This window comes from Streptomyces sp. YIM 130001, assembly GCF_003574445.1.
In the GTDB taxonomy this organism is placed as follows: Bacteria; Actinomycetota; Actinomycetes; order Streptomycetales; family Streptomycetaceae; genus Streptomyces.
In genome coordinates this window covers 252,638-265,786 of the sequence record NZ_KZ984555.1, presented here as the reverse complement: position 1 = coordinate 265,786, position 13,149 = coordinate 252,638, and the positions used below count along the sequence as shown (strand labels likewise).

Here is a 13,149-nt window from a genome sequence, read left to right as displayed (position 1 = left end):
GTTCATCCCATGACGGATATGACAGACGCTGCGCGCGCCGCGGCCGAACGCGTCGACCCGCGCCTGCACTTCGGCGGAGCGCACCGGGAGACCGCGAGCCGGTTCCGCGTCGAGGACCCGGCGACCGGCGAGACGATCGCCGAGGTCGCCGACGCGAGCGTGGCCGACGCGCGGGCGGCGCTCGACGCGGCCGCCGCCGCGCAGCCGGCACTCGCCGCCGGTTCGGCGCGACAGCGGGCCGAATGGCTGCGCGCCGCATACGACGCGGTCACCGCACGGGCCGAGGACTTCGCCCAGGTGATCACCGCCGAGATGGGCAAGCCGCTCGCCGAGGCGCGCGGCGAAGTGGCCTACGGCGCCGAGTTCCTGCGCTGGTTCGCCGAGCAAGCGGTCGCGGTCCACGGCGAGTTCGGCCCGGCCCCGAACGGCACCAACCGGATCATCACCACCCGCCGCCCGGTCGGCCCTGCCCTCCTGATCACACCGTGGAACTTCCCGCTGGCGATGCTGACCCGCAAGGTCGGAGCCGCACTCGCCGCCGGCTGCGCCACGGTGATCAAGCCCGCGGCCCAGACACCGCTCACCGCGGCACTGCTCACCGAGGTGCTCGTCGGCATCGGACTCCCGGACGGCGCGGTGAACCTGGTGTCCACCACGCGCGACGCCGAGGTCTCCGAGGCACTGATGGCGGACCCGCGGCTGCGCAAGGTGTCGTTCACCGGATCCACCCGGGTCGGCTCGCTCCTGATCCGGCAGTCGGCGGAGCAAGTGCAGCGCACCTCCATGGAGTTGGGCGGCAACGGCCCCTTCCTGGTCTTCGCCGACGCCGACCTGGACGCCGCGGTGGACGGCGCGATGGTCGCCAAGTTCCGCAACGGCGGCGAGTCCTGCGTCGCCGCCAACCGGTTCCTCGTCCACCACGAGGTGGCCGAGGAGTTCACCGCCAGGTTCACCGAGCGGGTGCGCGCCCTGGTACCGGGCCCCGGCTTCGCCGAGGGCAGCACCCTGGGACCGCTGATCGACGCACGCCAGCGAGACAAGGTCGCAGCCCTCGTCGAGGACGCCGTCGACGCCGGTGCCAAGGTGCTCACCGGCGGGTCCGCCGTCGACGGCCCGGGCTACTTCTACCGTCCGACGGTCCTCACCGACGTCGCCCCCGACGCCCGGATCGCGCACGAGGAGATCTTCGGCCCGGTCGCGCCCGTCTCCACCTTCACCACCGAGGACGAAGCGGTCGCCTACGCCAACGCCACGCCCTACGGCCTCTCGGCGTACGTCTTCACCCGCGATCTCTCGCGCGCCCTGCGGGTGAGTGAAGCGCTGGAGACCGGCATGGTCGGCGTCAACACCGGCGTGGTCTCCGAACCCGGCGCCCCCTTCGGAGGCGTCAAGGCCTCCGGGCTCGGCCGCGAGGGCGGCCGGACCGGCATCGAGGAGTACCTGGAGACGCAGTACCTGAACGTGGCCATCTGACCGCCGGGAGGGTGGTTTTCCTGTGACAACACTGTCCCCCGCGCCCACGCGCGGAGAGATACCGAAGGTCCCGGAGCAGAGCGCGGCCGACCGGCAGCGTCGTCGCTTCCTGCGCCGGCTGACCGCCGCGACCGGCGGCGGGATGTTCATCGACGGATTCGTCTTCGCCTGTATAGCCGTGGTCGTGGCGGGACAGGTGTTCCGGGACGATCTGGGGATCACGCCGCTGTGGCTGAGCATGATCTCCGCCTCCACCCTGGTCGGCACGATCATCGGCGGCCCGGTGGTCGGCCAGTTGACCGACCGGTTCGGCCGGCGCCCGATGTTCACCGCCGATCTCTGCCTCTTCCTGGTCGCCTCGGTGCTGATGTTCTTCGTCACCGACCCGTGGCAGATCGTCGTACTCGGTGTGGTGATGGGCTTCGCGGTCGGCGGCGACTACGCCATCGGGTCGCCCATGCTCGGCGAGTTCGCCCCGGCCCACAGCCGCGGCCACTACCTGGGCGTCCTGGAGATCCTCTGGAACGTCGGGTACGTCGTGGCGTTCGCCGCCGGATTCTTCATCACCCGGGCCGATCCCGAGGCCTGGCGCTGGGCACTGGCCCTCGGCACCGTCCCCGCGGCGGTCGTGCTCGGGCTGCGGCACGGTCTGCCCGAATCCCCGCGCTGGCTGATCGCGCACGGGCGGCGGGCCGAGGCGGAGAAGATCCTCAGCGAACACCTCCAAGTGCCCGCCGGAGATGCCGAGTTCGCCGACGAGCAGGCGGCGGGGGAGGAGCGGTCCGGCACTCCGTACCGCACGCTGTTCCACCGCGACTACCTCGGCCGGACGCTGTTCTGCAGCGTGTTCTGGATCTGTATCGTCCTGCCGTACTTCGCGATCACCTTCTTCCAGGCGGACATCCTCGGCACCATCGGGATCTCCGACCCGCTGCTCACCGCCGTGTTCGGGACCCTGGTCGCACTCGCGGGTGCCGCACTCGGCTGGTTCCTGATCGACCGGGTGGGCCGCCGCAAGATCCTCGTACTGCCGATGTTCGTCACGGGTGTGGCGCTGCTCGCCGTCGCGCTGAGCGCTCATCTCCCGCAGCCGCTGATCGTGACGTTCTTCTTCCTGTACCTCTTCGCGTACGGGGTGATGAGCATCCTGCCCGGGGTCTATCCGCTCGAGGTGTTCCCCACCTCCGTGCGTACCACCGGCATGGGCGTCTCGGCGGCGGCCTCCCGGGTGGGCGCGGCGATCGGCACCTTCGTGCTGCCGCTGTCGCTCACCGGGCTCGGCCTCGCGCCGACACTCGGGATCACCGCGGCGGTCTGCTTCCTGGGCGGTGTGGTGTCCCTGGTGATGGCTCCGGAGACGGCGGGACGCGCCCTGTCGGTCACCGGCGGCAGGGACGCCGCCGCCTCCACGCTTCCGACCTCGACCTCGACCTCGACCTCGACCACGACCTCGAAAGGATCATCCTCATGACCGCGCACACTCCCGAGAGCCTCGACGGGCGCCTGGCCCAGGGCTGGGGCGGCACCAATCCGAACGGCGTGCACGTCAACGTCCTGCTCGCCGAACGCGGTTCGGCCACCTCGGCCGCGATGGCCACCACCTTCGCAGGCCCGACCAGCGGCTTCACCCCGATCCTGGTCTGCGTCGGCCCCGACCAGCCCTCGTACGAGACGGTCAACCCGCCGACCCTCATGCTCAACAAGACCGAACTCGACACCGACCTGCTCGGCGCGCTGGCCGCCGGCGCCTGCCAGGTCGGCATCGCCCAGGCCGTGCTCGACGTGGTCGCCGAAGGGCTGCTCGCCACCGACCAGTCCCACCAGGTCTTCGTCTCCCTCTGGCTCAACCCCGAGGCCGAGGAGCACGAGCCGGTGCGCGACGCCGCGCGCACCGCCACCGCCGCGGCCCTGCGCGAGGCCGTCACGGGACGCGCTCCCGAGGACGCCCGGCGCCTGGTGGAGGACCGTGACACCCTCACCCACCCCTTCTACGGCGGCTGAGCGGACGCGGCACCGGGGGCCGCCCAGCACCGCCCGCGACAACGCGCTTCAGCGGCCCCCGCCGCCCCGACTCCCGCTCTGCTCAGCGCCCTTGCGCACCAGCAGATGGGTCTCCCGGAACTGCCGCCGATCGGTGGGCCGTGGCTCGCGGGTCAGCCGGGCCACCTCGGCCAGGCCGGCCGTGCGCAGCAGCGCGGCGAGGTGATCGGGGCACCAGCGATACGCCGGCGCGACCGCGTGGTCGAACACCTGCGTCCGGTGGGACGCGTCCTCGCTCGCCCAGAAGCCGATCAGGAGGTGGCCGCCGGCTGCCAGTACGCGATGGAACTCCGCCAGGACGAGAGGGAGTTGCTCCGGCGGTGTGTGGATCACCGACCACCGCGCGAGGACGCCGGCCAGTTCCCCGTCGGCGATGTCCGACGCGGTCATCGAGCCCACGTCGAACCGCAGCGAGGGGTGAGCCTCCCGCGCCAGCTCGACCATCGCGCCCGAGGCGTCGACACCGAACGCCGCGAGCCCCAACTCAGCGAGATACGCGGTGACATGACCGGGTCCGCACCCCAGATCCCCGACGGGCCCGCCCCCGCTCGTCCGTACCGCCTCGGCGAAAAGCCCCAGGGCCGCCCGGTCCACCGGACTGTCCCGCAGCGAGTCGCGGAACAACTGCGCATAGGTGGAGGCGACGGCGTCGTACGCCTCGCGCGTCACCTGGAGAGCATCGTCTTCGACCATGCGCGCGACCTTAGTTGCCGGGTCCGACAATCCCGCGTGCCGTACGAGAACTCCGCGGGGGACATTCGTCCAAGACAGGCGCCGCGTCCTGGGCGACACTGGAAGCCATGAGCAGCCAGGAAGCCGGGCTCGACCTGGCGGAGCACGGGAGCGAGGACGGCTGGGAGATCGCCCACGGCACGGCCTCGCTCGACGGCGTCCGGATGGCCGGCTTCCGGGACAGTGCGGCCGGCGGGCTCGATCTGTACGTGGTCCCGCAGCCGGTGGTGGTGGTCGTGATCGGGCTCGGGGACCAGCCGTTCACCGTCGAGAACTCCGGCGGCAGCCGGCCCCTGAACGGCTTCGTGGCCGCGCTCGCGCCGGGCCCGAGCCGGGTACGCGGCGATCACGGCGAGTGCCTCGAGATGCGGCTCTCGCCCCGGTCCGCATACGGCCTGCTCGGTGTCTCGCCACGTGAGTTCGCCGGGTCGCAGGCCGGGCTCGACGAGGTGTGGGGCAGATCCGGCCGGCAGCTTCGCGAGAAGCTCTCCGACACCTCCTCCTGGCAGCAACGCCTCGCGCTCACCGACGAGTTCCTCGTACGGCGGGCCGAACGGGCACCCGAGGTCGCGCCCGAGGTCGCCGCCGTCTGGCAGCACATCGTGACCCGCAGGGGCCGGGTGCGGATCGCCGACCTCGCGGCGTCCTGCGGGTGGAGCCGTAAGCGGCTCTGGTCCCGGTTCAGCGATCAGATCGGCCTCACGCCGAAGCGCGCGGCGATGCTCGTGCGCTTCGACCACGCGGCACGCGCGCTGCGGTCGGGCGTGAGTCCGATCGACGTCGCGACGGCCTGCGGCTACGTCGATCAGCCGCATCTCCACCGCGACGTACTCGCCTTCGCGGGCTGCACCCCCGGCGCGGTGGCGCGCGGGGTGCCGCCCGCGGGCTGAGAGGGAGCGGCAGGGCTGACTCAGCCCGCCCCGCACCCGCAGCTCTCCCGCCGCACCACATCCACCGGCAGCACCCGGGACTCCGGCTCGCCCGCGGAGCCCGCCGAGCCGAGCCGGTGGACCAGGAGGTCGACGGCCTCCTCACCGAGCCGGCGCATCGGCTGGCGCACCGTCGTCAGCGCGGGCCGGACGAGCCGGCCGAGCGGGATGCCGTCGAACCCGGTGACGGCCACGTCCTGCGGCACCCGCAGACCGCGCCGCTCGAGCGCGTGCAGTGCCCCGATCGCCATCTGGTCGTTCGCGAACAGGATGCCCTGCGGCACCTGCGTCCCCGCTCGGTCGAGCAGTGCCTCGACGGCCTTCGCGCCCTCGGCCTGGGTCATCAACTCCGGTCGTACGTCAGGGGATTCAGGTACCGGTAGGCCGGCGTCGCGCCGAGCCGCCGCGTACCCGTCGAAGCGGGCCTGGGCGTCGGGGGAGTCCTCGACGCCGCCGACGAACGCGAGCCGCCGCAGACCGTGGTCCTCGATGAGGTGGCGGGTGATCTCACGCTGTCCGTCGGCGTTGGCCACCTCGATGTGGTCCAGGTGGTCGGGGCCCTCCGGATCGCGCGGACCGGCCAGCATCACCACGGGGAGCCGACGGGATATCACCTCGAGGTCCTCCGTCGGCACCGTCCTGGCCAGCACCGCGAAGCCGTCCACGCGTCCGGCGACCTTCGCCACCAGGCTCTCCGGACCGCCGCTCAGCGAGGCCGCGATCAGCAGGGCGTACCCGTGCCGGCGGGCGGCCCGTTCCATGCCCCGGATGATCTGGTCGGAGTACAGCATGAAGGCGTGGTCGTCGTCGGCCTCCGTGCCGGCGGCTGCCGCCGCGGCCTCGGACTCGGTGTCCGGGTCCGAGTAGTCCGGGAAGCAGAGGCCGAGGACGCCGGTGGAACGGCTGGCGAGCCCGCGGGCGTTGCCGCTCGGCACGTAGCCGAGCTCGCGGGCCGCGGCGAGGACCTTGTCCCGGGTCTTCTCGCGCACGGAGTCGGGGTTGCGGTAGACCCGGGAGACCGTCGCGATGGATACGCCCGACCGCTCGGCCACGTCGTACACCGTGGGGGTTGAACTCACCGGATCGCCTGCTCGCCTTGGGTGCCGTACGGGATGAAAGCGCATTCATCCTAGGTGCCGAGGGAGGCGCGGGCAAGGTCGTACTGCCCCGTCCCCGCCCCACCGCCCGGCATGGGCCCAGGTCGCAGGCCGGGCACGGCTACTGCTCGCCCCGCCTCCGGATCTTGTTCCCGAGCCAGACCAGCGGGTCGTACTTACGGTCCGCCGCGCGCTCCTTCAGCGGGATCAAGGCATTGTCGGTGATCCGGATGCCCTCGGGACAGACCTCCGTACAGCACTTCGTGATGTTGCAGTAGCCGAGACCGTGCTCGTCCTGCGCGGTCGTCTTCCGGTCGAGTCCCGACTCGGCGGCCGCGTCCAGCGGATGCATGTCCAGCTCGGCGACCCGCATCAGGAACCGCGGACCGGCGAAGGCGCCCTTGTTCTCCTCGTGGTCACGGACCACATGGCAGGTGTCCTGGCACAGGAAGCACTCGATGCACTTACGGAACTCCTGCGGCCGGTCCACGTCCTCCTGCATCATCCGGTACTCACCCGGAGCCACCCCCTGCGGCGGCACGAAGGACGGCACCTCGCGGGCCTTGGTGTAGTTGAACGACACATCGGTGACCAGGTCCCGCACCACGGGGAAGGCCCGCAGCGGCGTCACCGTGATCGTCTCCTCGCGGGTGAACACCGACATCCGCGTCATGCACAGCAGCCGCGGCCGGCCGTTCACCTCCGCACTGCACGAACCGCACTTGCCCGCCTTGCAGTTCCAGCGCACGGCGAGGTCCGGTGCCTGGGTCGCCTGCAGCCGGTGGATGATGTCGAGGACCACCTCGCCCTCGTTGACCTCGACCTCGAAGTCCGCCAGGTCGCCGCCGTCGATGTCACCGCGCCACACCCGGAAACGCCCGGTGTAGGAGGTGGAGGCGGGCGGCACGCTTGTCGTCGTCACTCGAAAAGCTCCTCTTCGGCCAGGTACTTCACCAGCTCCTCCTTCTCGAAGAGGGCGAGCAGGTCGGGGCGGATCGGCTCGGTCTCGACCCGTTCGAGGCGGATCTGGCCGCGCACCGGGTCCGCGGCCTGCGGGCCCCTGCGGGCCGCTTCCGGATCGGCGAGCCGGCACAGCAGATTCGCCCGGCGCCATCCGCGGTCCATCCCGGGGAAGTCCTCGCGGGTGTGGCCGCCGCGGCTCTCGGTGCGCTCCAGGGCGGAGCGGGCGATGCACTCGCTGACCAGGAGCATGTTCCTGAGGTCCAGGGCGAGGTGCCAGCCGGGGTTGAACTGCCGGTGCCCCTCCACGCCCGCGCGCCAGGCCCGTACCCGCAGCTCGGAGAGCCGCTGCAGCGCCTGCCGCATCTCGCCCTCCCTGCGGATGATGCCGACCAGGTCGTTCATCGACTGCTGGAGTTCCTGATGCAGGGTGTACGGGTTCTCCGGTGGCCGGCCGTCCTCGTCACCGGGCGCCGGGCCCTGAGCGGAGAACGGTCGCAGCGCCTCGTCCGCGGCCGCGTCGATGGCCTCCTCGTCCAGTACGGGACGGCGCTCGAGACCGGCCGCGTACCGGGCGGCGTGCAGTCCGGCTCGGCGGCCGAAGACCAGCAGGTCGGACAGTGAGTTGCCGCCGAGCCGGTTGGACCCGTGCATACCTCCCGCGACCTCACCGGCCGCATAGAGACCGGGTACGGCGACCGCGGCCGCGGTGTCCGACTCCACCGCGATGCCACCCATCACGTAGTGGCAGGTCGGGCCGACCTCCATCGCCTCCGCGGTGATGTCGACGTCCGCGAGTTCCTTGAACTGGTGGTACATGGACGGGAGTCGGCGCCGGATCACCTCGGCGGACATCCGCGTCGACACGTCCAGGAACACCCCGCCGTGCGGGGAGCCGCGGCCCTCCTTCACCTCGGAGTTGATGGCGCGGGCCACCTCGTCGCGGGGGAGGAGTTCGGGCGGCCTGCGGTTGTTGTCCGGATCCTCGTACCAGCGGTCGCCCTCCTCCTCGGACTGGGCGTACTTCTCCTTGAACACGTCCGGGATGTAGTCGAACATGAACCGCTTGCCCTCGGAGTTCCTGAGCACCCCGCCGTCGCCACGCACCGACTCGGTGACGAGGATGCCCTTCACCGAGGGCGGCCAGACCATGCCGGTGGGGTGGAACTGCACGAACTCCATGTTCAGGAGCGGCGCCCCGGCGAGCAGCGCGAGCGCGTGCCCGTCCCCGGTGTACTCCCACGAGTTGGACGTCACCTTGAAGGACTTGCCGATGCCGCCGGTGGCGACGACCACCGAGGGCGCCTCCAGAACGAAGAAGCGACCGGACTCGCGGTCGTAGCCGAACACCCCGGCCACCCGGCCGCCGTCACCCGACTCCTTGATCACCCGGGTCACCGTGCACTCCTGGAAGACCTTCAACCGGGCCTCGTGGTCGCCGAGTCGGGCCGCGTCCTCCTGCTGCAGGGACACCACCTTCTGCTGCAGGGTGCGGATCAGCTCCAGGCCGGTGCGGTCGCCGACGTGCGCCAGACGCGGGTACTCGTGCCCGCCGAAGTTGCGCTGCGAGATGCGGCCGTCGCCGGTGCGGTCGAAGAGCGCGCCCCAGGTCTCCAGCTCCCAGACCCGGTCGGGCGCCTCCTGTGCGTGCAGTTCGGCCATCCGCCACTGGTTGAGGAACTTGCCGCCGCGCAGGGTGTCGCGGAAGTGCACCTGCCAGTTGTCACCGTCGTTGACGTTGCCCATCGAGGCGGCGATGCCGCCCTCGGCCATCACGGTGTGCGCCTTGCCGAACAGCGACTTGCAGATGACCGCCGTACGCAGGCCCTGCTCACGCGCCTCGATGGCGGCCCGCAGCCCGGCGCCGCCGGCCCCCACCACGACCACGTCCCACTGCTGCCGTTCCACCTGGGACATCAGAAGAACCTCGGATCGTCGAAGGCACCGCTCGCCACCAGATACACGTACAGATCCGCCACGGCGACGCTGATCAGCGAGGCCCAGGCGAGCAGCATGTGCCGGTCGTTGAGCCGGCCGACCCACTGCCACAGGCGGTAGCGCACGGGGTGCTTGGAGAAGTGCTTGAGCTTGCCGCCGACGATGTGCCGGCAGGAGTGACAGGACAGGGTGTACGCCCAGATCAGCGCGATGTTGACCAGGAACACCAGGGTGCCGAGGCCCATATGGCCCCACGCGTAGTTCTCGTCGCGGAAGGCCAGCACGGTGTCCCAGGTCAGGACGACGGCGACCAGCATCGCGGCGTAGAAGAAGTACCGGTGCAGGTTCTGCAGGATCAGCGGGAAGCGGGTCTCGCCCGAGTACTTCTTGTGCGGTTCGGCGACCGCGCAGGCCGGTGGCGAGGCCCAGAAGCCCCGGTAGTAGGCCTTGCGGTAGTAGTAGCAGGTCAGCCGGAAGCCGAGCGGGAAGATCAGGATGATCAGGGCGGGCGACAGGCCCCACCAGCTGCCCACGAGCTCCCAGTTGGGGCCGCCCTTCATGGGGGCGCAGCTCTCCGCGAGGCACGGCGAGTAGAACGGCGACACATACGGCGCCGCGTAGTAGTCCGCGTTGGAGAAGGCCCGCCAGGAGGAGTACACGACGAAGGCGAGCAGCCCGGCGGCGGTCGCGGCGGGCGGCAGCCACCAGCGGTCGGTGCGCAGATGAGGGGCGGCGATGGCGGCCCGGGCCGGGCCGCGCACACCGCCCGGACTCTTGAGGTCGGGTTCGGTACCGGTGGCCAACGAAGATCTCCCGTCGGATGGGACTGCTCGGGTCGCGTGCGTTCGCGGGCGCCGAGGTGCTGCTCAGGGCGCGCGGCGGTCCCGGGCGCCGAGGCCCTCGTCGTCGGAGTCCGTCCACAGCGTGCGGTCGTAGGGTGCGTCGGGGATCGTGACCATCTCCGGCCGGTCCGGATCCCGGCCGGGCGTGTCCTGCGCAACGGCCTCGCCCAACAGGGCGACGCTGTCGCGCAGATGGCCGGCGTCGGTGCGTACCCGGCGTATGTCGACACCGGCGCCGATGTGCTGCTCCAGCCTTCCGACCGAGCGGTCGAGATCGTCCAGAGTTCGCTGAATCGCCGTCAAGTCATCGTGCAGGGACATGACTTGCCCTCACTTCCGCGGTCGCGGGCGGCAACGCTCATGCGCATGCGAGTGTCGCGCGTCACATCCCACGTTGTGAAGCGGTAGGAGAGTTTTCGATTTCTCTTTCACCCACCCCGACCCCGTCGGCCCCATCCGTCCCGCCCCCGTCGGCCACCCGCCGCGACCCGTCGGTCCCATCCCCCCGTCCTGCGGCAGATCGAGCCTGTCCGGCGATCGGGGACAGGCCCGCCAGGGCGAACGGAGGCCCGTCCGGCGCTCGAGGGCAAGGCCCTCGGGGCCGGGCCTGAAACGAATCCCCGTTGCGCCGCACGAGTGGCAATCCACCCCTCGGTCGCCGTGTCTCCCGCCCCCGCGCCCCCGGGCCCCCTTCAGTGGTCGATAGATGTGATCAACTCCCTATACGCCCATACGTGAACAAACCCGACTCTCCCGGCCCTCCGGGCCGGTGGGCCGCCCCGGAGGTTTCAGTCATGTCCCACGACGGCGTCAGACTCCGATCTGTCGCGCTCCTCACGACGGGCGCGCTCGCCCTGCCCGCCCTCGCCGGTTGCAGCTCGGGCGACGAGTCCGGCGCCGCATCCGCAGCCCAGGACGTACGCCCCGCCACCCGCGACCTCGTCGCCGACGGCGGCACCGCCAACTGGGCGGTCGACTCCGTGCCCGAGACGCTCAACTCCTTCCAGGCGGACGCCGGTTCGGCCACCACCCGGATCGCCGGTGCCGTACTGCCGTCCCTGTACACCCTGGACGACAAGGGCCGCACCGTACGGAACGCGGACTACCTGGAGAAGGCCGAGATCGTCGAGCGCGAGCCCAAGCAGGTCGTGCTCTACAAGCTCAACCAGGAGGCGGTCTGGAGCAACGGCCGCGAGATCGGTGCCGCCGACTTCGCCGCCCAGTGGCGCGCCCTGTCCGGCAAGGACTCCGCGTACTGGACCGCTCGCAACGCCGGCTACGAGCGCATCGAGAAGATCGAGCGTGGAGCCAACGACCTGGAGGTACGGGTCACCTTCAGCAAGCCGTACGCCGACTGGCGCTCCCTGTTCTCGCCGCTGTACCCCAAGGAGGTCATGGGCACCCCCGACGCGTTCAACGAGGGGGCGCGGCGCGGCCTCGACCAGACCGCGGGCCCGTTCCGGGTGCAGAAGGTCGACCGCAAGGGAGACCAGGTGACCCTGACCCGCAACCCGCGCTGGTGGGGCAGCCCCGCCAAGCTGGAGAAGCTGGTACTCAAGGCCGTACCGCAGAACAAGCGGGCGCAGGCCCTCGCGGACGGCGAGATCGACATCGCCGAGATCGGCGCCGGGGACGCGGAGCGCATCGCGCTCGCCGCCCGCGACCGCGGCGCGAAGGGTCCCCTCGCGCACGGCCCGGGCACGGACATGACCCCGTCGAAGGCCCTGATCTCCTGGGCGCGCGCGAACGGTTCGGACGGCGACGAGAAGGCCGAGGCCGAGACCGAGGCCCGGGAGAAGACGGCTCAGGCGCGCAAGAAGTACGCCGCCGGACAGAAGGGCCTGCGGCAGTTCGAGGTCCGCAAGTCGCTCGAGCCCGCCTACACCCAGCTCGCGCTCAACGGCGCCGAGGGCCCGCTCGCCGACGAACGGGTACGCCGGGCCGTGGCACGGGCCATCGACCGCAAGGCCATCGCCAAGACGGTGCTCGGCCCGCTGGGTCTGCCCGCCGAGCCGGTCGGCAGCCACCTCGCCCTCGCCGGACAGCAGGCGTACAAGGACAGCAGCGGTGCGCTCGGCAAGCAGGACGTGGCCGAGGCACAGGCGCTCCTCGCGGACGCCGGCTGGGTGCCTGGGGGAGCGGAGCAGGGCAAGAAGGCGGCCGAGGCCACCAAGGAGGACGAAGGGTCCGCCGGTGCCGCCGCCAAGGGCGAGAAGAAGTCCAAGGAATCCGAGGACGACACGTACATCGTCGGCGAGGACGACTCGAAGCCCGGCGATCCAGGTGTCCCGGCGCTCTCGCTCTCCGAGTCCGCCGGCCGCCAGCAGGTGGCGCTCAAGGAGCAGGCCCGCGCGGTGTCGGCCGCGGCACGGGACGGCCTGCCGGACGAGGTGCGGCGCGAGGAGGGCAAGGAGAAGAAGCGGGCGAAGGAGGCCGACCAGGCGCGGCACGGCGGCGCCCCCGGCGCGTACGCACCGAAGGGCACGGCCGCTCCGAAGGAGGGCGCCTCCGCGCACAGCAGCGCCTCCCCGAAGGCCGCGGGCGGCCCGCTCGGCAAGGACGGCAAGCCGCTCACCCTGCGCTTCGTACTCCCCTCCGGTGCGGGCTCGGACTCGCTGCGTGCGGTGGCCGACAAGATCTCCGGGATGCTGTCGAAGATCGGCGTCCGTACGGAGACCGAGAAGGTCGAGGACGACAGTTACTTCAAGGACCACATCGCCTCCGGCCAGTACGACCTCGCCCTCTACTCGTGGCCCGGCACCGCCTACCCGGCGACCGACGCCCGGCCGATCTTCGCCAAGCCGGAGCCGGCGGCGGACGGCTCGCTCAACGTCGAGCAGAACTACACCCGGGTCGGCACCGACCAGATCGACCAGCTCTTCGAGCAGGCGGTGTCCGAGCTGGACGACGAGGCCTCGCGGGACCTGGTGAAGAAGGCGGACGCCAGGATCTGGGCCGCCGCAGGATCGATTCCGCTCTACCAGCGCCCGCAGCTCTTCGCGGCCAAGCGCAATCTGGCCAACGCGGGCGCCACCGGCTTCGAGACCCCGCACTACGAGGACATGGGCTTCCTCGAGCGCGGCGCCCACCCGGGCCCGGACGGCTCGGCCGAGCCGAGCAAGAAGGACTAGCCCCGCC

At 71.3% G+C, this 13,149-nt stretch carries 11 protein-coding genes; 5 read left to right on the top strand and 6 right to left on the bottom strand.

The window, feature by feature from the left end:
• Positions 1–9: 9 nt before the first annotated feature.
• The 3 genes from DSC45_RS16735 to DSC45_RS16725 are packed head-to-tail and all read left to right on the top strand — an operon-like array spanning position 10 to position 3,474.
• On the top strand, positions 10–1,473 hold the full coding sequence (locus tag DSC45_RS16735; protein ID WP_240434670.1) for an NAD-dependent succinate-semialdehyde dehydrogenase: 1,464 nt from the start codon (positions 10–12) through the stop codon (positions 1,471–1,473).
• 22 nt (positions 1,474–1,495) lie between these two features.
• Positions 1,496–2,944, top strand: coding sequence for an MFS transporter (locus DSC45_RS16730; protein WP_119291636.1), 1,449 nt, complete (start codon positions 1,496–1,498; stop codon positions 2,942–2,944).
• Entirely contained in the window at positions 2,941–3,474 is a 534-nt protein-coding gene (locus tag DSC45_RS16725; RefSeq protein WP_119291634.1) for a formaldehyde-activating enzyme, read from the top strand. The genes DSC45_RS16730 and DSC45_RS16725 overlap by 4 nt, the downstream gene beginning before the upstream one ends.
• Positions 3,475–3,522: 48 nt before the next feature.
• Here DSC45_RS16725 and DSC45_RS16720 read toward each other — a convergent pair whose 3' ends face one another.
• Positions 3,523–4,206: a class I SAM-dependent methyltransferase gene (locus tag DSC45_RS16720; RefSeq protein WP_119291632.1), complete on the bottom strand. Its 684-nt coding sequence runs from the start codon at positions 4,204–4,206 to the stop codon at positions 3,523–3,525.
• A gap of 107 nt (positions 4,207–4,313) precedes the next feature.
• Here DSC45_RS16720 and DSC45_RS16715 point away from each other — a divergent pair, with 107 nt between their 5' ends.
• Positions 4,314–5,135: a helix-turn-helix domain-containing protein gene (locus DSC45_RS16715; protein WP_119291630.1), complete on the top strand. Its 822-nt coding sequence runs from the start codon at positions 4,314–4,316 to the stop codon at positions 5,133–5,135.
• Positions 5,136–5,155: 20 nt separating this feature from the next.
• Here DSC45_RS16715 and DSC45_RS16710 read toward each other — a convergent pair whose 3' ends face one another.
• The 5 genes from DSC45_RS16710 to DSC45_RS16690 form a co-directional block, all read right to left on the bottom strand.
• On the bottom strand, positions 5,156–6,235 hold the full coding sequence (locus DSC45_RS16710; protein WP_240434686.1) for a LacI family DNA-binding transcriptional regulator: 1,080 nt from the start codon (positions 6,233–6,235) through the stop codon (positions 5,156–5,158).
• 157 nt (positions 6,236–6,392) lie between these two features.
• Positions 6,393–7,193, bottom strand: coding sequence for a succinate dehydrogenase/fumarate reductase iron-sulfur subunit (locus DSC45_RS16705; RefSeq protein WP_240434669.1), 801 nt, complete (start codon positions 7,191–7,193; stop codon positions 6,393–6,395).
• Positions 7,190–9,148, bottom strand: a complete 1,959-nt coding sequence (locus DSC45_RS16700) for a fumarate reductase/succinate dehydrogenase flavoprotein subunit (protein ID WP_119291624.1) — start codon at positions 9,146–9,148, stop codon at positions 7,190–7,192. The genes DSC45_RS16705 and DSC45_RS16700 overlap by 4 nt, the downstream gene beginning before the upstream one ends.
• Positions 9,148–9,972 carry a hypothetical protein gene (locus DSC45_RS16695; RefSeq protein ID WP_119291623.1) on the bottom strand — a complete coding sequence of 275 codons (825 nt, stop codon included), beginning with the start codon at positions 9,970–9,972 and terminating at the stop codon, positions 9,148–9,150. Before DSC45_RS16695 ends, DSC45_RS16700 begins: the two co-directional genes overlap by 1 nt.
• A 63-nt stretch (positions 9,973–10,035) precedes the next feature.
• A complete protein-coding gene (locus DSC45_RS16690) occupies positions 10,036–10,332 on the bottom strand; it encodes a hypothetical protein (RefSeq protein ID WP_119291621.1) in 297 nt (98 codons plus the stop codon).
• 473 nt (positions 10,333–10,805) lie between these two features.
• Here DSC45_RS16690 and DSC45_RS16685 point away from each other — a divergent pair, with 473 nt between their 5' ends.
• A complete protein-coding gene (locus DSC45_RS16685) occupies positions 10,806–13,142 on the top strand; it encodes an ABC transporter family substrate-binding protein (protein WP_119291619.1) in 2,337 nt (778 codons plus the stop codon).
• The last annotated feature ends 7 nt before the right edge of the window (positions 13,143–13,149 follow it).

Excerpts from the sequence above, each read along its gene's own strand:
- DSC45_RS16735 (WP_240434670.1), top strand. The coding sequence starts at position 10 with ATGACGGATATGACAGACGCTGCGCGCGCCGCGGCCGAACGCGTCGAC.
- DSC45_RS16725 (WP_119291634.1), top strand. The coding sequence starts at position 2,941 with ATGACCGCGCACACTCCCGAGAGCCTCGACGGGCGCCTGGCCCAGGGC.
- DSC45_RS16720 (WP_119291632.1), bottom strand. The coding sequence starts at position 4,206 with ATGGTCGAAGACGATGCTCTCCAGGTGACGCGCGAGGCGTACGACGCC.
- DSC45_RS16715 (WP_119291630.1), top strand. The coding sequence starts at position 4,314 with ATGAGCAGCCAGGAAGCCGGGCTCGACCTGGCGGAGCACGGGAGCGAG.
- DSC45_RS16700 (WP_119291624.1), bottom strand. The coding sequence starts at position 9,148 with ATGTCCCAGGTGGAACGGCAGCAGTGGGACGTGGTCGTGGTGGGGGCC.
- DSC45_RS16690 (WP_119291621.1), bottom strand. The coding sequence starts at position 10,332 with ATGTCCCTGCACGATGACTTGACGGCGATTCAGCGAACTCTGGACGAT.
- DSC45_RS16685 (WP_119291619.1), top strand. The coding sequence starts at position 10,806 with ATGTCCCACGACGGCGTCAGACTCCGATCTGTCGCGCTCCTCACGACG.